The organism is Pseudonocardia sp. HH130630-07 (genome assembly GCF_001698125.1).
GTDB lineage: Bacteria > Actinomycetota > Actinomycetes > Mycobacteriales > Pseudonocardiaceae > Pseudonocardia.
In genome coordinates this window covers 2,310,266-2,328,193 of the sequence record NZ_CP013854.1, presented here as the reverse complement: position 1 = coordinate 2,328,193, position 17,928 = coordinate 2,310,266, and the positions used below count along the sequence as shown (strand labels likewise).

Sequence of the window (17,928 nt, the reverse complement as noted above, 5' to 3'; positions counted from 1 at the left end):
CGCCGATAGACTCGCCGCATGGGGGAGCAGCAGGCCGACGGGACCGACGGCGCAGCTCTGGTCCGGGTGTCCGACGCCGAGCGCGCCGAGACCGCCGAGCGGCTGAAGCTGGCGCACGACGAGGGCAGGCTCTCCCTCACCGAGTACGACGAGCGGCTGCAGCAGGCCTACGCCGCGACCGTCCGCGCCGACCTGGACCGGGTCGTCGCGGACCTCCCGGTCGTCGCCCGGACCGACCTGCCCGCGGTGCGCGCCGAGCGGGCCGAGACCGAGAAGGCTCAGGAGACGCGGGCCTACCTCGCGGAGTGGCGGTCCTGGGGCGGCGTCGCCGTGCTGCTCACCGGGATCTGGGGGATCCAGGCCCTGAGCTCCGACGGCCTCCCGTTCTACTGGCCGATCTGGCCGCTCGGCATCTGGGGCGTCATCCTGCTGGCCGGCCTGTTCTGGAGCGGCGACGACGACGGTGACAAGGGCTGACCGGGCACTAGGCTCGGGCCATGCTCGATCCCGGTCGCGTCGATCTGGCCGCACTGGCCGAGGCGCTCGACGACCGGACGCCGGGCACCGGCCGGTTCCTCGACCCGGCGACGGGTGAGGTGGTCGTCCACGCCCCCGGCGACGGGCCGGTGGCCGCGGGCCTGGTGGAGATCGAGTCGGTCACCAGCCGGGAGTCCTACCGGGACATGTCCGAGTTCACCTCCGCCGTCCAGCACCGGAGGGCGGCGGCCCTGCTCGACCAGGCGATCGAGGGCCGCGGCGCGTTCCGCAGGTTCAAGAACACGTTGTTCGAGTTCCCCGAGGTCCGCGACCAGTGGTACCGCTTCCGCGACGCCCGCTCCCGGCGCCGGGCGATCGACTGGCTGCTCGACGCGGGCCTGGTCTCGGCCGCGGACGCGGAACGGCTCCGCGCCCGCCATCCCGATCCCGACCCGTCCAACGACGACGTGCCGGCCGCCGTCGCCGACGACCTCGTGGCGCTCTACGGCCCGCGGCTGCGGCAGGTGCTGCTGTTCGGGTCCTGGGCCAGCGGCGGGGGATCGGTCGAGTCCGCGGTGGACCTGCTCGTCGTCCTCGACGACGCCGCCACCGCGGTCCTGCCGTGGGAGGAGCTGCGCACGATGGACGACGTGCTCTGGCAGCACACCGAGCGCAGCGGGCTGACGATCAGCGTCCTGCCGGTGGGGCAGCGGGAGCTCGTCTCCTCCGGCGATCCCACGGTGCTCCGGGCCCGCGCCGAGGCGGTGCGGGTGCGATGAGACCACCGCCCCGGTCCGGGATCGCCCGGGCCCGCGCCGAGCTGGCCGGGGCCCGGGTGCTCGCCGAGCACGGGTTCGCCGACGCCGCGGTGTCCCGCGCGTTCCACGCCGCCTTCCGCGCCGCCGAGGCCGCGCTGCTGGTGCTCGGGGAGACCCGGGCCGGGCACTCCGACGTCGTCAGCGCGTTCGTCCGGCGGGCGGTCCGGGAGCGGTCGCTGGATCCGCTGGCGGGACGGCTGCTCCGCTCGTTGTTCAACCGTCGCGCCCTCGCCGACCACTCCGACGCCCCGGCCCCGGACCGCGAGGCACTCGCCGCGCTCGACGACGCCGGCCGGGTGGTCGACGCCGTCGAGAACTGGCTGGCGGAGCCGGCACTGAGCGAACCACCGGACCCGACCGGCCGGGCGACCCGCCGGCCCGCCCGGCCGCCCCGCCGGCACCAGCGGGGCTGACCGGGATCAGCGCACGATGTTGACCAGGCGCCCCGGGACCACGATGACCTTCTTCGGCTCCGCGCCCGCCAGTGCCGCGACGACCTTCTCGTCGGCCAGCGCGACCGCTCGGATCTCGTCCTGCCCGGCGTCGGCCGCGACGGTCACCCGGGACCGGACCTTGCCGTTGACCTGGATCGGGTACTCGACGCTCTCGTCCACCAGGTACCGCTCGTCGGCCTGCGGGAACGGGGTGTGCGCCAGCGAGCCGTCGTGACCCAGCTTCTGCCACAGCTCCTCGGCGATGTGCGGGGCCAGCGGGGCCAGCATCAGCACCAGCGGCTCCGCGACGTCCCGCTCGACCGCGGTGCCGCGCTTGGTCAGCACGTTGTTCAGCTCGATCAGCTTCGCCGCGGCCGTGTTGTAGTGCAGCGCGGGCAGGTCCTCGCGGACACCCGCGATGGTCCGGTGCAGCGCCCGCAGCACGTCCTCGGACGGCTCGGTCCCGACGACGGTGCTCGCACCGGTGCCCTCGTCGACCAGGTTGCGCCACACCCGCTGCAGGAACCGCTGCGGCCCGACGACGTCGCGGGTCGACCAGGGCCGGCTCGCCTCCATCGGCCCGGTGTACATCTCGTACAGCCGGAACGTGTCCGCGCCGTAGCGGTCGCACATCTCGTCCGGCGTCACGACGTTCTTCAGCGACTTGCCCATCTTCCCGTACTCACGGGTGACGGGCTCCCCGTTCCACGTGAAACGGGGGGTGCCGTCCGGACCGGCGTCCTCGACGACCTCTTCGGCGGGCACGTACATGCCCCGGGAGTCGGTGTAGGCCCAGGCCTGGATGTAGCCCTGGTTGAACAGCTTGCGGAACGGCTCCTCGCTGCTCACGTGGCCCAGGTCGAACAGCACCTTGTGCCAGAAGCGCGAGTACAGCAGGTGCAGCACGGCGTGCTCGACACCGCCGACGTACAGGTCGACGCCGCCCGGGTCGTCGGCCGCGCGCTCCGGGTCCTTGCCCAGCCAGTAGCGCTCCGCCTCCGGCGACACGAAGCGCTCGGAGTTCTCCGGGTCCAGGTAGCGCAGGTAGTACCAGCACGAACCGGCCCACTGCGGCATCGTGTTCGTCTCGCGGCGGTAGGCCTTCGGCCCGTCGCCCAGGTCCAGCTCGACGTTCACCCACTCGCTCGCGCGCGACAGCGGCGGCTCCGGCTCGCTGTCGGCGTCGCCGGCGTCGTAGGTCTTCGGCGCGTAGTCGTCGACGTCGGGCAGCTCGACCGGCAACCGGTCCGCGGGCAGCGAGACCGGGCCGTGCTCGTCCCAGACGATCGGGAACGGCTCGCCCCAGTACCGCTGCCGGGAGAACAGCCAGTCCCGCAGCTTGTACTGGACGACGTCCTCGCCGGTGCCCTGGGCGACCAGCCAGTCGATGATCGTCCGCTTGGCGTCGACGACGCCCAGGCCGTTCAGGCTGACGTCGGCGTTGGCCGAGTTGATCGCCGGGCCCTCACCGGTGAACGCCTCGCCCGCCCAGTCCGCGCCCGGGTCGACGGTGCGCACGATCGGCAGCCCGAACGCGGTCGCGAAGTCCCAGTCGCGCTGGTCCTGGGCCGGGACGGCCATGATCGCGCCGGTGCCGTAGCCCATCAGCACGTAGTCGGCCACGAACACCGGGACGGACTCGCCGTTCACCGGGTTCACCGCGTACGCGCCGGTGAAGACGCCGGTCTTGTCCTTGTTCTCCTGGCGGTCCAGCTCGGACTTGCGCCCGGCCTCGGCCCGGTAGGACGACACGGCGTCGGCCGGGGTGGCCGCGCCGCCGGTCCAGCGGGGTTCGACCGCCGACGGCCAGGCCGCCGGGACGATCTTCTCCACCAGCGGGTGCTCCGGTGCCAGCACCATGTACGTGGCACCGAACAGCGTGTCCGGACGGGTGGTGAAGACCTCGATCGCGTCGGACCCGCCCGGCACCGCGAACCGCACCCTGGCGCCGGAGGACCGGCCGATCCAGTTCCGCTGCATCGCCTTGACCGACTCCGGCCAGTCGACCCGGTCCAGGTCGTCGGCCAGCCGGTCGGCGTAGGCGGTGATCCGCATCATCCACTGCTTCAGGTTGCGGCGGAAGACCGGGAAGTTGCCGCGCTCGGAACGCCCGTCGGCGGTGACCTCCTCGTTCGCCAGCACCGTGCCCAGCCCGGGGCACCAGTTGACCGGCGCCTCGGAGATGTAGGCCAGCCGGTGCCCGTCGACCAGCGCCCGGCGCTCACCCTCGGTCAGGTCGCCGTACGGGCGCCCGTCCGGCGTCGCCCGCTCGCCCGACTCGAACTCCGCCCGCAGCTCGGCGATCGGGCGGGCCCGGCCGATCGCGGCGTCGTACCAGGACTCGAAGATCTCCCGGAAGATCCACTGGGTCCAGCGGTAGAACGGGATGTCGGTGGTGGACAGCGAGCGGCGCGGGTCGTGGCCCAGGCCCAGCCGGCGCAGCTGCTCGCGGTAGCGGGCGATGTTCGCCTCGGTCGTCGTCCGCGGGTGCGTCCCGGTCTGCACGGCGTACTGCTCGGCGGGCAGCCCGAACGCGTCGAAGCCCATCGGGTGCAGCACGTTGTGCCCGGTCATCCGCAGGTAGCGGCCCAGGACGTCGGTGCCGATGAAGCCCAGCGGGTGCCCGACGTGCAGGCCCGCCCCGGACGGGTACGGGAACATGTCCATCAGGTAGTACTTCGGCTTCTCCGAGCCCGGTTCCCCGGGGTTCGGCGCCCGGAAGGTCTGCTCCGCCTCCCAGACGTCCTGCCACTTGCGCTCGATCCGCGCGGCCATCTCCGCGTCGTAGCGGTACGCGGGCCGGTCGGCGGAGCGCTCCGCGGGAGCCGTGCTGATCTCGGTGCTCATGTCCGTCTCACCTCGGGGGAACCTGTTGCGTCGGCCCGGTCCGGGCCGGAGAACACGCTGCGACCGCCCGTGCCGCGCGGGCACGAGGGATCCTCGCCGCGCCGATCGGTCCGCCCGGAGCGGAACGTGCTTACGACGCGGCGCCGGGAAGTCGGCGAGCCGTGCACATGTGACCAGGGTAGCCGGGGCGGGCGTCCGGGCTCAGCCGGGTTCTACCCTGGTCACGTGCCCACCACAGTGCGCCTGATCGTCGCCGCCCTGCTCCTGCTGGCCGGGGTGGTGCTCGTCGTGCTCGCCGCCCTCGGCGCGACCGGCCGGTTGCCGCGCAACCGGTTCGTCGGCGTCCGGACGCCGGCCAGCCTCCGCACCGCGGACGCGTTCCTGCTGGCCAACCGGATCGCGGCGGGTCCGCTCGGGGCCGCCGGGGTGATCGGGCTGGCCGGGGGAGCCGCGCTGCTGTTCGCCCCGGAGGGGGCGACGTCGTGGGTCCTCGGCGGGATCTCCGCGGTCGGCCTGGTGGTGCTCGCCGGGATCGGCGGGGCGCTCGGCGGGCGGGTCGCCGAGGCGGCGGTCGCCGCGCAGGCGCCGGCCCCGGTGTGCGGCGGCGTGTGCGGCGGCTGCGACCTGGTCGCCGGGTGCCGGGACGCGATCGAGTCGGGCTCCGCACCCGCCTCCACGGACGCTCCCACCAACTGACCGGGCCCCACCCGCGGCACGGCCTGCGCGCCGAGGTGCACGTCGGCGGGCCCGAGACGTCCACCGGGACCCGCCGAGCCACGTCTCGGCGCGCTGAGCGGCGGGGCTCGGTGGCCGCACCCCGCCGAGCGGCGCTCGCGCACCTGCCCGGCTCCGGACGGGGTGATCGCGACGCCGGTGGCGTCAGTTGTGCGCCGGGTCCAGCGGGAACGTCGCGAGCAGCGCGAGCGGGATGCCCTGGCGGCGCAGCACCCGCTCCCACAGCCGGTCGTGCGCCACCGTCAGCAGGTCGTCCGGCAGCCCCGGGACGACGAACCAGTCACCGCGGGCGATCTCGCCACCGAGCTGGCCGGCGTCCCATCCGGAGTAACCGGCGAAGATGCGCAGCCCCCGCAGCCGCGGTGCGAGCGAGGCCGGGTCCGAGTCGAGATCGACCAGCTGCACCGGCGGCCGGACCGGCATCAGCCCGGCGAGCCCGCGCCCGGTCTCCCCGGTGCGCAGCGTGGCGAGGCAGAGCGCGGTCTGCGCCTCGACCGGGCCGCCGACGAACATCGAACCGGGATCGCTGGTGAGGCCGGCCCAGCGGGGCAGTACCTCCCGCACCGCGGCCGGCCCGGGCCGGTTCAGCACGACGCCGAGGCTGCCGTGCGGCCGGTGCTCGATCATGTAGACGACGGTCCGCGCGAAGTTCGGGTCACCCAGTCCGGGGGCGGCGACGAGCAGACTGCCCGGTGTGACCGGGGGAAGGGCGGCGCCTCTCGTGGCGCGGTGTTCCCGCACGGACCCATGTTCGCACTGTCGGCCCCCGTGGAGTGCCGGCACCCGTACGGATCACGTCACCCGACCGAATGACGGCATCGCCCGCGCACCGCTCGCGGCTACCGGGCGTGACACGGGATCCACAGCGGGTCGACGACGACGCCATACGTCCGTCCTGGACGAACGTATGACCCGCCTCGGACACGCGCGCCCTGACTGCCGAACAGACATCCGTGTAATACAGATGTGTAGTACGGACGTGTGAACGATCAGAGGTTCTCGGCCGCCCAGGCGCGCAGCTCCGCCTCGGCCCGCTCCGGGTCCAGCGGCCCGTGCTCCATCCGCAGCGCGAGCAGGTGCTGGTAGGCCTTCCCGACCGCGGGGCCCGGCGGGATCCCGAGGAGCTCCATGATCCGGTTGCCGTCGAGGTCCGGCCGGATCGCGTCCAGCTCCTCCTGGTCACGCAACGCGGCGATCCGGTCCTCGAGCCCGTCGTAGTTGCGCTGCAGCCCGGCGGCCCGGCGGCGGTTACGGGTCGTGCAGTCCGACCGGACCAGCCGGTGCAGCCGCTCCAGCAGCGGCCCCGCGTCGGTCACGTACCGGCGGACCGCGGAGTCGGTCCACTCGCCCTTGCCGTAACCGTGGAAGCGCAGGTGCAGGTAGACGAGCTGGCAGACGTCGTCGATCAGCGCCTTGGGGTACTTGAGCGCACGCAGCCGCTTGCGGGTCATCTTCGCGCCGACCACCTCGTGGTGGTGGAACGAGACCCGGCCGTCGGGCTCCTTGCGCCGGGTGGCCGGCTTGCCGATGTCGTGCAGCAGCGCCGCCAGCCGCAGCGTGAGGTCCGGGCCGTCGGTCTCGCGGTCGATCGCCTGCTCCATGACGACCAGCGAGTGCGTGTAGACGTCCTTGTGCTGCATGTGCTCGTCGGTCTCCAGCTGCATCGCCGGGACCTCCGGGACGACGTGCCGGGCGAGGCCGGTGTCGCAGAGCAGCTCGATCCCGCGGCGCGGGTGGGCCCCGAGGAGCAGCTTGGAGAACTCGGCCTGGACCCGTTCCGCGGTGATCCGGGACAGCTCCCCGGCCATGCCGGTCATCGCCTCGGTCACCCGGCCGGCCGGGGTGAAACCGAGCTGGGAGACGAACCGGGCCGCGCGCAGCATCCGCAGCGGGTCGTCGGCGAACGACCGCTCCGGCAGGTCGGGGGTGTCGAGCAGGCCCTGGGCCAGCGCCGCGAACCCGCCGTGCGGGTCGACGAACCGCCGCTGCGGGCCGGTGAGCTCGACCGCCATGGCGTTCACCGTGAAGTCCCGGCGGACGAGATCGCCCTCCACGGTGTCGCCGAAGCGGACCTCGGGATTGCGGGACGCCCCGTCGTAGGTGTCGGCGCGGAACGTGGTGATCTCGCAGATCTCGTCGCCGCGACGCAGTCCCACGGTCCCGAACGCGATCCCGGTGTCCCAGACCGCGTCGGCCCAGCCGTGGGCGATCTCCAGGATCTGCTCCGGGCGGGCGTCGGTGGTGAAGTCCAGGTCCCCGGAGTCCCGGTCGGCGACACCGGTGCCGCGCAGCAACGCGTCCCGGACGCTGCCCCCGACCAGGTAGAGCAGGTGGCCGCGCTCGGCGAACCGGCTCGCTAGCCGATCGGCGACGGCGGGCACGTCGAGCATCTGGACCACGGCATTCTCCTGGGAGCGCTGCAGCTCGTCCGGGTCCGCCCCGCCGCCGGGCGGCCGGCTCGCGGTTCGGGTCGGTCGTGAGGTCGCGGAGGGCGAGGACACGACGGGCCAGTGTAGGCAACGCGCCCGGACGTCTCCCGGGGGATCCGGCCCCCGGACGTGCCGCGGACGCAGATCACGGCACCGCGGCCGGGTGACACACGCCGTCGAGTGCTCGTCCGGACCCCCGGGCGGCCACCTCCTCGTTACCATCGCCACATGTCCACCTCCCGCGGCCGCTCCGGGGGGCGCCGCGCGGGGCGTTCCGCAGACCGGCGCCGCCTGCGCACCGTGGACGAGACCTCCGCGGGTGGTCTCGTCGTGGATCCCGAGACCGGGGCGGCGGCGCTGATCGGGCGGCTCGACCGGCGGGGCCGGCTGCTGTGGTCGCTGCCCAAGGGGCACATCGAGACCGGTGAGACGGCCGAGCAGGCGGCGGTGCGCGAGGTCCAGGAGGAGACCGGCATCATCGGAGAGGTGCTGGCACCCCTGGGCACCATCGACTTCTGGTTCGTCGCCGAGGACCGGCGCGTGCACAAGACCGTGCACCACTACCTCATGCGCGCGCTCGGCGGCGAGCTCTCCGACGAGGACGTCGAGGTGTCCGAGGTCGCCTGGGTGCCACTGGGCGAGTTGGAGGGACGGCTCGCCTACGCCGACGAGCGCCGGCTGATCCGGCACGCGTCCGACCTGCTGGAGGAGACGGCGTGAACCGGATCGCGGCCCTGGTCGCGATCGTGCTCGTCGCACTGGCCGCCGTGGTGCTCCCGAGCGCGCCGGCGTGGGCCCAGGAGCCGGCGGCACCGGTCCGGCTGGACGTCGACGCGATGTCGCCACGGGTCGTCACCGCGACCGGGCCGCCCGAGCTCGTCGTGACGGGATCGATCACCAACACCGGGACCGGGCCCGTCGACGAGCTGTCGGTACGGGTCCAGCGCGGGGCCGCGGCGGCCGACGAGGCGGGCGTGCGCGCGACGTTCGCCGGGGAGCCCGCGGTCGACGACGCCGTGCCGCCGTTCACCACGATCGGCACGCTCGCACCGGGCGCGACGATCCCGTTCCGGTACGCGGTGCCGCTGACCGGTGCACCCGGCACCACGCTCGCCCTGCCCGAACCGGGCGCCTACCCGTTGCTGGTGAACCTCAACGGCACCGTCGACGGGCTCGCGTCCCGGCTCGCCGAGGTCCGGACGGTGCTCCCGGTCTCGTCGCTGCCGGGGGACCCGCAGCCCGGCGGGACCCCGCGCCCGCCGGCACGGCCGGTCACCATGCTCTACCCGATCACCGACGCGCCGCGCCGGCTGCCGCCGGTGCCCGGCCAGGTCCCGCTGCTCACCGACGACGACCTCGCGGTGTCGTTCGCCCCCGGCGGCCGGTTGTACGGGCTCGTCGAGGCGGTGTCCGGCGCCGCCCCGGCCGGATCCCCCGCCCGCGCGGCCCTGTGCCTCGCGGTGGACCCGGAGCTGGTGGCGACGGCCACGGCGATGCAGGGCGGCTACGAGGTCGTGACCGGTCCGGACGGCGCGACCGCACCCGGCCGGGGGGCCGAGGCCGCCGGGCGGTGGCTCGCCATGGTGCAGTCCGCGGCCCGGGGGACCTGCGTGGTCGCGCTGCCGCCCGCCGACGCCGATCTCGTCGGTCTCGTCCGCGGCGGCCGGGCCGATCTCGCCCGGACCGCGCTCGCCCGGGGCCGCGAGAACCTGACCGGGGCGCTGGACACGCCGGTCGTCGAGAACCTGGTCTGGCCCACCGACGGGGTGCTGGACGAACCGACCCTGGACGCGCTGGGCGGCGTCGCCCTCGTCCTCTCCACCGACGGGGTGAGCAGCCCGGACCGGTCCGGTGTCGTGCGGCTCGGCGACCCGGCGGCCCCGGCTACGGCCACGCTGTCCGACCCGCTGCTCACCGAGGCCGCGGCCGAGCCACCCGGCGTCGCGCTGCAGGTCGGTGACGGCGGCGGGCTCGCCGGCCAGGACCTCGCCGGAGCGCTCACCTTCCGCGTCGCGGACGACGACCCCGGGCCCGGCCCGGTCCTCGTCGCGCCGCCGCACCGCTGGGACGCCGACGGCGCGACGGCCATCGGGGCGCTCACCGCGCTGGCCACGCTGATCGACGACGGCCGGCTCGTCCCCGCCGGTGCGGGCGGCATCGCGACCGGTCCGGGCACCGCCGGTACCGACGCCCGGTTGTTCTACCCGCCGCAGGTCGGCGCGACCGAGATCCCCGGCCCGGTGATCGAGACGGTCGGCGAGCAGATCCGGACGATCGAGAGCCTGCGCAGCGCCGCCGAGCCGCGGACCGGTGTCGGCGCCACGATCACCGAGGTGTTCGACCCGCTGGTGCTCGGGACGCTGCGGGCCGCGTCGTCCTGGTGGCGCGGTGATCCGGACCGGGCCGAGCGGGAGGGCCGGGTGGTCGCCGAGCGGATCGAGCAGATCCGGGCCTCGGTGCGGGTGGTCCAGCCGCCCAGCCCCTACTCGCTGGGGACCAGTGACGCCCCGCTGCTGGTCACCGTCGCGAACGGGCTGCCGGTCACGATGAACGTCCGGGTGGTGCTGTCGAGCACCGCGGGGCTGCGGGTGAACCCGGTCCCGGTGCAGCCGGTCCCGCCGTCCGGACGGGTGCAGGTCCGGATCAGCGCGCAGGTCACGCGGTCCGGCCAGTTCAGCGTCGACGCCGGCCTGCGCACCCCGGACGGTGCCGTGCTCGGCCCGGACACCCGGCTCCGGGTGCGCTCCACGGTCTACGGGACGGTCACCGGCTGGCTCACCGCCGCGGCGGGCGCGGTGCTGGTCGTCCTGGTGGTACGGCGGGTGGTCCGGCGCATCCGGTCCGCGGGGCGCTCCGGCCGGCCGGGCGGTCCTCCCGGGCCCGGGGGGAACGGGGCCCCGGAGGCGCCCGGCGGGCCGGCCGGGCCGGTGCCCTCCGGCGGCGACGCGGCGCCGGTGCCCGAGCACCCGGACCCGTCCGGCGCCCCCGGCCCGGCCCGCCCGGGGACCGGCGACCGGACCGGGAACACCACCCGGCCGTGACACACGGCGACGCGTGTCGACCGCTCGTCGCACGATCCGGCTCGTCGGGCGCAATCAGTCGCCTACCGGGCAAACCCCCGGCGGTCGGGGACCGAAGTCACGGCATACGGGTCATGAGCACGGTCCGCACCTCGTCCGGACCCGACGGGGTGCCGTAAGCTGAGCGCCGGAACGAGAGCAGGCGCCGAGGGAGGGCGAAGCCGTTGAACGGGCAGACCGACCAGCGAGCTGCCCGAACCGACGCCCCGTCCGAATCCGGCCCCACCACGTCGTCCGATCCCGGTGCCGAGGGCACCGAGAGCGTCGGCACGACCGGCCGGAACCCGTCGCCCGAGCCCACCGCGGCCGTACCGGCCGTGCCCGCGGCTCCGGAGCCGGCCGCACCGGAGGGCTCCGGCACCGCCGAACCCCCGGCGGCCGAGCCGGATGCCCGGCCCCCGCTCGACCCGCCCACCGCCAGGGTCCCGGCGCAGGCCGGGCCCACCGAGCAGCTCACCGTGACCCACGCACCGGTCACGGCGGCCGGATCGAACCTCACCGACCGGTACGTCCTGCGGCAGCGGATCGGGTCCGATCCCGCGGCCGGGGCCGAGTTCTGGCGCGCCGAGGACACCGTGCTGCGCCGCTCGGTCGGCGTCACCCTGCTCCGCCGGATGCCCGCCGACGACCGCTCCGACGATCCGGAGGGCACCGCCCGGGCCGGGGAGATGATCGTGCGGGCGCTGCGGTCCGGCTGCTTCGAGCACCGCGGCACCGCGCGCCTGCTCGACGTGCTGGCCCCGGGGACGCACGGGCTCCCGCACGACGTGCTCGGCGCCGCCGTCGCCGAATGGGTCCCGGGCCGCTCGCTCGCCGAGACGGTGGCCGAGGGACCGGTCCGGGCCCAGCGCGCCGCCGCCGCCACCGAGGGCTTCGCCGCCGCGGCCACCGAGGCCCACCAGCAGGGCCTGGTGCTCGGCTGCGACCACCCGCAGCGGATCCGGATCACGCCGGACGGGCGGGCCATGCTCGCGTTCCTGCTCCCACGGCCGTCGGTGTCCGCGGCGGACGACGTCCGCGGCCTCGGCGGGCTGCTCTACTGCCTGCTGACCCGGCGCTGGCCGCTCTCGGTCGCCGACGCGGCCCGGGCCGGCCTGGTCGCCGCGGAGCGGTCCTCGGCCGGTCGGCTGCAGGCCCCCTCGGCGCTGCGCCCCGGTGTCCCGCTGGAGCTGGACACCGTCTGCATGGGCGCCCTCGGCCAGGCCGGGGACGGGCTCGGCCGGGTGCACACCGCGGCGGCGATGCAGCGGATGCTGGCCGACGTCGTCGCGGAGGACGCGGACCAGGCGTTCTTCCCCCCGGCGCACGACGGCGCCCCCTCCGACCCGGACGACGTCTGGCAGGACTCCGACCGGCTCCCGGACACCCGGCACGACCCGCAGCGCCGGCGCAACCTGCGGATCGGTCTCGCCGTGCTCGGTGTGGGCGTGCTGGTCGTCCTCGGCTACCTGTCGGTCCAGCTCGGTGCGCTCTTCGGGGGCTCGGGCGGCCCGCCCGTCGTCCTGCCACCCGCGGCGGAACAGCAGCAGGAGCAGGGCGTCGCCCCCGGTCCCGGCGGTGCGACGAGCGCCGTGGCGAACGTGTCGGTGCAGGTCTTCGACCCGGTCGGGGACGCCGACAACGCCGCGACGGTCGACCGGGTGGTCGACGGCGATCCCACGACGACCTGGACGACGAGCCGCTACTTCCAGCCGTTCCCCGCGCTCAAGCCGGGCATCGGGATCATGGCGTCGTTCGACGCGCCGGAGCCGGTCACCCGGCTCACGATCGACTCGGACAGCCCCGGCACGGTGGTCGAGGTGCGCACCGCGCCCTCGCCCGGCGCCGACCTCGACAGCACCCGGGTCGTGGCGACGGCCACCCTGCAGCAGGGGGAGACCGAGGTGCCGCTCGACGGCGCGATGCCGACCGAGAACGTGCTGCTGTGGATCACCACGCTCGGTCCCGGCAACCAGACCGAGATCGGCGAGTTCTCCTTCGAGCGCGCCGTCCAGTAGCCGCGTTCGCGAACGCGACCCGGCTCGCCGGAACGCCGGTGGTGATCCACCCGGGATCCCTACGGTGCCCCGGTGACCTCCGTCGACCGCGGCTCCCCGACGGCGGCGCCGCCGGACCTGGACGAGGTGTTCCGGCGGTACGCCGACCGGCTGTGGTCGGTGGCCCTGCGGATGCTCGGGGACCCCACGGAGGCGGAGGACGCGGTCCAGGAGGCGTTCCTCGCGGCGCTGCGCTCGCCCGGCTTCCGGGGTGACGCGTCGGCGGGTACCTGGCTGCACCGGATCCTGGTCAACGGGTGCATCGACCGGATGCGCGCGGCCCGGCGCCGGCGCCGGGCCGGGTTCACCGGGACGCCGGTGTCCGCCGACCCGTCCGGGCGTCTGCTGATCCGGCTGACCGTGGACGAGGCGCTGGCCCGGCTGCCCCTCGACCAGCGGGTCGCCGTGGTCCTCGTCGAGGCGCTCGGGTACCCGGTGGCGGAGGTGGCCGAGATCCTCGGGGTGCCGGTGGGGACCGTGAAGAGTCGCTGTGCGCGTGGCCGGGCCCGGCTGACCGGGATCCTCGCCCGGACCCGTGAGGAGGAGCGTTGAGCACATATCGTGACAACGACAAGAACTATCGCCCAGATTCTCATGGGATCGACGATTACCAGTCTTCAGCTGCCGCTCAGTATTACTGTCAGAAAGACGATGATCGGTCCGACCCGCTCCGGGACGTGCTCGTGGTCGCCGCCGGTCCGGTCCCGATGCCGAGCGACGTCGCGGCCCGGATCCGCACCCGGCTCGCCGCCGGGGCGGCACCGGGGCGCCCGGCGATCCCGCGTCGGACCCGCCGGACGACGGTGCTCCTCGCCGCGGCCGCCGTCGTCGGGCTCGTCGCGATCCCGGTTCTGAACGGTCCCGGCACCGGACCGGAACCGGTCACGGGGGCCGTGGACGGGGACCGCGCGGCGGCGGGAACCGGCCGGATCCGGGCCTGCCTCGCGTCCGCGGGGATCGACGATCCGGGAGCACCGGTGCTCGACACCCGGCCGCATCCCGGCCCGGACGGGCCGGATCTGCTCGTCGTCCTCGGCACCTCCGCTCCCGGCCGGGAGCGGACCGTCGTCGTGCCGCCGGGCTGCCGTCCGGGATCGGCCCGGGTACTCGGCGGGACCGGCACGGGCTGAGCCCCGGCGACCGGGGACCGCGCCGGGTTCGGCGCCGCCCGGACCGGGAATGCCCCTGACTAGGATCGCGTTCGAGCCATACGGCAGCAACGAGGCCGGATCCGACCGGACGGCCGGATCCACGGGCCCCGCCATCGCGCCCGGGGTCAACGGGCGCGCGGAGGAGGTATCGGTACCGGTGACCACCGACGACACGGTGCACGACCTGATCATCATCGGGTCCGGGCCGGCGGGCTACACCGCCGCGGTGTACGCCGCCCGCGCCCAGCTCGCGCCGGTCGTGTTCGAGGGCAGCCAGTTCGGCGGCGCCCTGATGACCACGACCGAGGTCGAGAACTACCCCGGCTTCACCGACGGGATCATGGGCCCCGAGCTCATGGAGCAGATGCGCGGGCAGGCGAAGCGCTTCGGCGCCGACCTGCGCCCGCAGGACGTCGACGCGGTGAAGCTCGACGGGGACGTCAAGGAGGTCCGGGTCGGGCAGGACACGTTCCGCGCCCGGGCCGTCATCCTCGCCATGGGTGCCGCGCCGCGCTACCTGCACGTCCCCGGTGAGCAGGAGCTGCTCGGCCGTGGCGTGAGCTCGTGCGCCACCTGCGACGGCTTCTTCTTCCGCGACCAGAACATCGCGGTGATCGGCGGCGGCGACTCGGCGATGGAGGAGGCCACGTTCCTCACCCGGTTCGCCGAGACCGTCACGGTGATCCACCGGCGCGACGAGTTCCGGGCGTCGCGGATCATGCTGGAACGGGCCCAGAACGACCCGAAGATGCGCTGGCGGACCAACTCCGAGGTCACCGAGGTGACCGGTGAGGGGTCGGTCAAGCAGCTGCAGCTGCGCGACACGACGACGGGGGAGACCGACGCCCTCGACGTGACCGGCATGTTCGTCGCGATCGGCCACGACCCCCGCAGCGCGCTGGTCGCCGGCCAGGTCGAGACCGACGACGAGGGCTACGTGAAGGTGGACGAACGTTCCACCTACACGAACGTCCCGGGCGTCTTCGCCTGCGGCGATCTCGTCGACCACACCTACCGGCAGGCCATCACCGCCGCCGGCAGCGGCTGCTCGGCCGCCATCGACGCCGAGCGCTGGCTCGCCGGGCACCCCGTCAGCCCCGAACTCGCCGGTGGCGGGTACGGCGCCGACAGCCCGGCGGTCGCCGAAGCCGTGCACTGACAGCTCCCCGACCAGGTCCGAACCGAAGGAGAAACCATGGCCAACACCGTCGACGTCACCAGCAGTTCGTTCGACCAGGACGTGCTGAAGAGCGAGAAGCCCGTCCTGGTCGACTTCTGGGCCACCTGGTGCGGCCCGTGCAAGATGGTCGCCCCGGTGCTCGACGAGATCGCCGGCGAGAACACCGAGAAGCTCACCGTCGCCAAGCTCGACATCGACGCGAACCCCGAGGTCGCCCGCGACTACCAGGTCATGTCGGTCCCCACCATGATCCTCTTCAGCGGCGGCAAGCCGGTGAAGCAGATCGTCGGGGCGAAGCCGAAGGCGGCCCTGCTGGCCGATCTCGCCGACCACATCTGATGCACCGCCCCGACCTCGGGGCCGCGCGCGTACTAGCGCAACGAGGTCACGCTGCGTGTCCCGGTTGATCACAACCGGGACACGCGCGTATGCGCCCCGCTGCACTCCTCGGTCGGTCCGGCAGGGCACAATGGTCCGCGGCCGACCGCCCGGGATCACCGAGCGGGGCCGACCGACCACAGGCAGCACGTGTGCCTGACGACAACGAGCGAGGGGTGCATGCAGCTGCTCCGGCGCGGGGACTCAGGTCCTGCCGTACGCGAGATCCGAGCGACGCTGCGGCAGCTCGGCCTGCTGCCCGATCTGCCCGCGGAGTCGCCCGAATCGACGGCGTTCGACCACGAGATCGACCACGCCGTCCGTGTCTTCCAGCAACGGCGCGGGCTCATCACCGACGGCGTCGTCGGCCCGGACACCGCGCGCGCCCTGCGCGAGGCCGGCTGGTCGCTCGGCGACCGGATGCTGTCGTTCACCCTCTCCACCCCCACCACGGGTGACGACGTCGCCATGCTCCAGGAACGCCTGCTGGAGCTGGGGTACGACCCGGGCCGCCCGAGCGGAGCGTTCGACCAGCGCACCGAGCAGGCGCTCATGCGCTTCCAGCGCGACTACGGCATGGTCCCGGACGGGATGTGCGGCCCGGAGACCCTGCGCGCGCTGCGCCAGCTGGGGCGCAAGGTCACCGGTGGCCGCCCGCACCTGCTGCGCGAGCAGGAGCTGCTGCGCCGGGCCGGGCCCCGGATGCGCGGCAAGCGGATCGTCATCGACCCCGGGCACGGCGGACCCGACCGCGGGGTCGAGGTCGGCGGGGTCACCGAGGCCGACCTGATGTGGGACCTCGCCCGGCGGCTGGTGGGGCGGATGTCCGCGACCGGCATGGAGGCGCTGCTGACCCGGCCGGAGACCGGCAACCCGCCGGAGGCCGAGCGGGCCCAGTTCGCGAACGACGTCGGCGCCGATCTCGTCGTGTCGCTGCACACCGACGCCAGTTTCAGCCCGCACGCCCAGGGCCTCGCGACCTACTTCTTCGGCAACGGATCGGGCACGACGTCCAACGTCGGTGGGGCGCTCGCCGGTCTGATCCAGCGCGAGCTGCTGACCCGCACGTCGATGGTCGACTGCCGCAGCCAGCCGTGCACCTGGGAGATGGTGCGCCGGACCCGGATGCCGACCGTGCGCATCGAGACCGGGTACCTCACGCACCTCGGAGACCGCCGCAAGCTGCTCGACCCCGGCTTCCGGGACGTGGTGGCCGAGGGCATCCTCGTCGCGGTGAAGCGGCTGTACCTGCTCGGGCAGGACGACCAGCCCACCGGGACCTTCACGTTCAACGACGTGCTCGCCCGCGAGCAGATCCGGGCTGTGTAGCCCGCTGCGGGCTGTTCCACCTTCGGCGTCCCGGTGACCCACCGGGGCGCCGAACGTCGTTCAGCGGCCCGTTCCGCAGGCCCTGAGATCGCCTCTGCCGTCTCGCTCGTCCCCTGCGGAGCCGTCGTCCGCGGAGGGCAGGAACGAGGTCTGGCACCGACCGGCCCGGGCCGGGGTGCGGGTCGGGGCGAGCGCCGGCGCCTGCATCGGGATCGTGACCGTGTTGAACAGCTGTTCGAGCGCGGCCTCGACGTCGGACTTCCACTCGATACCCGCGCGCAGCTCCATCCGCAGCCGCGGCCAGCGATGGTGCGGGCGGACCGTCTTGAAGCCCACCGAGCGCAGGAAGTCCGCCGGGACGACGCAGTCGGCCTCGGTGCCGGGCCGGGCGTCACCGAACGCCTCAACGGCCTTCACACCGCGCCGGACGAGCTCCTTCACCACGGCCTGGGCCAGTGCCCGGCCGAGCCCCTCGCCGGCGAACTCCGGGACGACCTGCATCGTGGTCAGCAGGACGGCGTCCGCGCTGACCGGCCCGGTCGGCATCGCGGTCGCCCGCGGGACCGAGGCCGGGGGAGCGAAGAGCACGTAGCCCGCCGGCGCGCCGCCGACGTACACGACCCGGCCGCACGATCCCCATTCCAGGAACAGTTCCGACAGCCAGGCTTCCTTCTCCAGGTCCGTGGTGCCGTAGCCGTCGGCCTGCTCGGCGAGCGACGGCGACAGCTCCCAGTAGACGCAGTTCCGGCAACGCTTGGGCAGATCACCCAGATTGTCCAGATTGAGCGCGGCCACATGCCAGGACAAGGAAGAACCTCCGGCCGTCGTAGTCGCGCGGGAACCGCGCCGTGTGCGGGGCCCGAGCCGTTCCCCGGTCCGGCACCGTGGCTCCGCCCGAACCCAGTACCCCGACGTCATCGAGCGTAAGCGGACTTCCGCCGCCGCGTCACCCCGGAGCGGTTCACCGGTACGTACGTCACGACGAAGGGCGGGGCGCTCACCCGTCGCGGTTACACTCGCTCCACCACTCGTTC

Annotated in this window: 15 protein-coding genes and 1 pseudogene; 12 read left to right on the top strand and 4 right to left on the bottom strand. The window is 74.2% G+C overall.

What is annotated here, in order from left to right:
• Positions 1 to 18: 18 nt before the first annotated feature.
• Genes AFB00_RS11280 through AFB00_RS11270 form a run of 3 tightly spaced genes read left to right on the top strand, consistent with a single transcriptional unit; the run spans position 19 to position 1,708 of the window.
• Entirely contained in the window at positions 19 to 477 is a 459-nt protein-coding gene (locus AFB00_RS11280; RefSeq protein ID WP_068797185.1) for a DUF1707 SHOCT-like domain-containing protein, read from the top strand.
• Positions 478 to 497: 20 nt separating this feature from the next.
• Positions 498 to 1,256, top strand: coding sequence for a UPF0158 family protein (locus AFB00_RS11275; protein ID WP_068797184.1), 759 nt, complete (start codon positions 498 to 500; stop codon positions 1,254 to 1,256).
• Positions 1,253 to 1,708, top strand: coding sequence for a HEPN domain-containing protein (locus tag AFB00_RS11270; RefSeq protein ID WP_068797183.1), 456 nt, complete (start codon positions 1,253 to 1,255; stop codon positions 1,706 to 1,708). Before AFB00_RS11275 ends, AFB00_RS11270 begins: the two co-directional genes overlap by 4 nt.
• A 6-nt stretch (positions 1,709 to 1,714) precedes the next feature.
• Here AFB00_RS11270 and leuS read toward each other — a convergent pair whose 3' ends face one another.
• A complete protein-coding gene (gene leuS, locus AFB00_RS11265) occupies positions 1,715 to 4,576 on the bottom strand; it encodes a leucine--tRNA ligase (RefSeq protein WP_068797182.1) in 2,862 nt (953 codons plus the stop codon).
• A gap of 225 nt (positions 4,577 to 4,801) precedes the next feature.
• Between leuS and AFB00_RS33960 the strand changes: the two genes are divergently transcribed.
• Entirely contained in the window at positions 4,802 to 5,272 is a 471-nt protein-coding gene (locus AFB00_RS33960; RefSeq protein ID WP_068797181.1) for an SdpI family protein, read from the top strand.
• 183 nt (positions 5,273 to 5,455) lie between these two features.
• Here AFB00_RS33960 and AFB00_RS11255 read toward each other — a convergent pair whose 3' ends face one another.
• Both AFB00_RS11255 and AFB00_RS11250 read right to left on the bottom strand, forming a co-directional pair.
• Positions 5,456 to 6,052 (bottom strand): YqgE/AlgH family protein, encoded by a 597-nt coding sequence (locus AFB00_RS11255; RefSeq protein ID WP_068797180.1) that lies wholly within the window; start codon positions 6,050 to 6,052, stop codon positions 5,456 to 5,458.
• A gap of 248 nt (positions 6,053 to 6,300) precedes the next feature.
• A complete protein-coding gene (locus AFB00_RS11250) occupies positions 6,301 to 7,701 on the bottom strand; it encodes a CCA tRNA nucleotidyltransferase (protein WP_231974427.1) in 1,401 nt (466 codons plus the stop codon).
• 267 nt (positions 7,702 to 7,968) lie between these two features.
• Between AFB00_RS11250 and AFB00_RS11245 the strand changes: the two genes are divergently transcribed.
• From AFB00_RS11245 to AFB00_RS11210, 8 genes are all read left to right on the top strand, one after another.
• A complete protein-coding gene (locus AFB00_RS11245) occupies positions 7,969 to 8,460 on the top strand; it encodes an NUDIX hydrolase (protein ID WP_068797179.1) in 492 nt (163 codons plus the stop codon).
• Positions 8,457 to 10,781 carry a DUF6049 family protein gene (locus tag AFB00_RS11240; RefSeq protein WP_068797178.1) on the top strand — a complete coding sequence of 775 codons (2,325 nt, stop codon included), beginning with the start codon at positions 8,457 to 8,459 and terminating at the stop codon, positions 10,779 to 10,781. Before AFB00_RS11245 ends, AFB00_RS11240 begins: the two co-directional genes overlap by 4 nt.
• 203 nt (positions 10,782 to 10,984) lie before the next feature.
• The gene (locus AFB00_RS11235; RefSeq protein WP_068797177.1) at positions 10,985 to 12,817 is read left to right on the top strand and encodes a protein kinase family protein; all 1,833 of its coding nucleotides are present in this window, start codon (positions 10,985 to 10,987) and stop codon (positions 12,815 to 12,817) included.
• Between the two features lie 72 nt (positions 12,818 to 12,889).
• Positions 12,890 to 13,408 carry a sigma-70 family RNA polymerase sigma factor gene (locus tag AFB00_RS11230; RefSeq protein ID WP_068797176.1) on the top strand — a complete coding sequence of 173 codons (519 nt, stop codon included), beginning with the start codon at positions 12,890 to 12,892 and terminating at the stop codon, positions 13,406 to 13,408.
• A 125-nt stretch (positions 13,409 to 13,533) separates the two neighbouring features.
• Entirely contained in the window at positions 13,534 to 13,986 is a 453-nt protein-coding gene (locus AFB00_RS11225) for a hypothetical protein (protein WP_068797175.1), read from the top strand.
• 178 nt (positions 13,987 to 14,164) lie between these two features.
• Positions 14,165 to 15,166, top strand: a complete 1,002-nt coding sequence (gene trxB / locus AFB00_RS11220; protein ID WP_068800215.1) for a thioredoxin-disulfide reductase — start codon at positions 14,165 to 14,167, stop codon at positions 15,164 to 15,166.
• A gap of 36 nt (positions 15,167 to 15,202) precedes the next feature.
• Positions 15,203 to 15,526 carry a thioredoxin gene (gene trxA / locus AFB00_RS11215; protein WP_068797174.1) on the top strand — a complete coding sequence of 108 codons (324 nt, stop codon included), beginning with the start codon at positions 15,203 to 15,205 and terminating at the stop codon, positions 15,524 to 15,526.
• A gap of 219 nt (positions 15,527 to 15,745) precedes the next feature.
• A complete protein-coding gene (locus AFB00_RS11210) occupies positions 15,746 to 16,894 on the top strand; it encodes an N-acetylmuramoyl-L-alanine amidase (RefSeq protein WP_068797173.1) in 1,149 nt (382 codons plus the stop codon).
• A 189-nt stretch (positions 16,895 to 17,083) separates the two neighbouring features.
• Here the strand turns inward: AFB00_RS11210 and AFB00_RS11205 are convergent.
• Positions 17,084 to 17,701, bottom strand: a pseudogene (locus AFB00_RS11205) (GNAT family N-acetyltransferase); the annotation flags it as partial.
• Positions 17,702 to 17,928: the final 227 nt, after the last annotated feature.

Excerpts from the sequence above, each read along its gene's own strand:
- AFB00_RS11280 (WP_068797185.1), top strand. The coding sequence starts at position 19 with ATGGGGGAGCAGCAGGCCGACGGGACCGACGGCGCAGCTCTGGTCCGG.
- AFB00_RS11275 (WP_068797184.1), top strand. The coding sequence starts at position 498 with ATGCTCGATCCCGGTCGCGTCGATCTGGCCGCACTGGCCGAGGCGCTC.
- AFB00_RS11270 (WP_068797183.1), top strand. The coding sequence starts at position 1,253 with ATGAGACCACCGCCCCGGTCCGGGATCGCCCGGGCCCGCGCCGAGCTG.
- leuS (WP_068797182.1), bottom strand. The coding sequence starts at position 4,576 with ATGAGCACCGAGATCAGCACGGCTCCCGCGGAGCGCTCCGCCGACCGG.
- AFB00_RS11250 (WP_231974427.1), bottom strand. The coding sequence starts at position 7,701 with ATGCTCGACGTGCCCGCCGTCGCCGATCGGCTAGCGAGCCGGTTCGCC.
- AFB00_RS11245 (WP_068797179.1), top strand. The coding sequence starts at position 7,969 with ATGTCCACCTCCCGCGGCCGCTCCGGGGGGCGCCGCGCGGGGCGTTCC.
- trxA (WP_068797174.1), top strand. The coding sequence starts at position 15,203 with ATGGCCAACACCGTCGACGTCACCAGCAGTTCGTTCGACCAGGACGTG.
- AFB00_RS11210 (WP_068797173.1), top strand. The coding sequence starts at position 15,746 with ATGCAGCTGCTCCGGCGCGGGGACTCAGGTCCTGCCGTACGCGAGATC.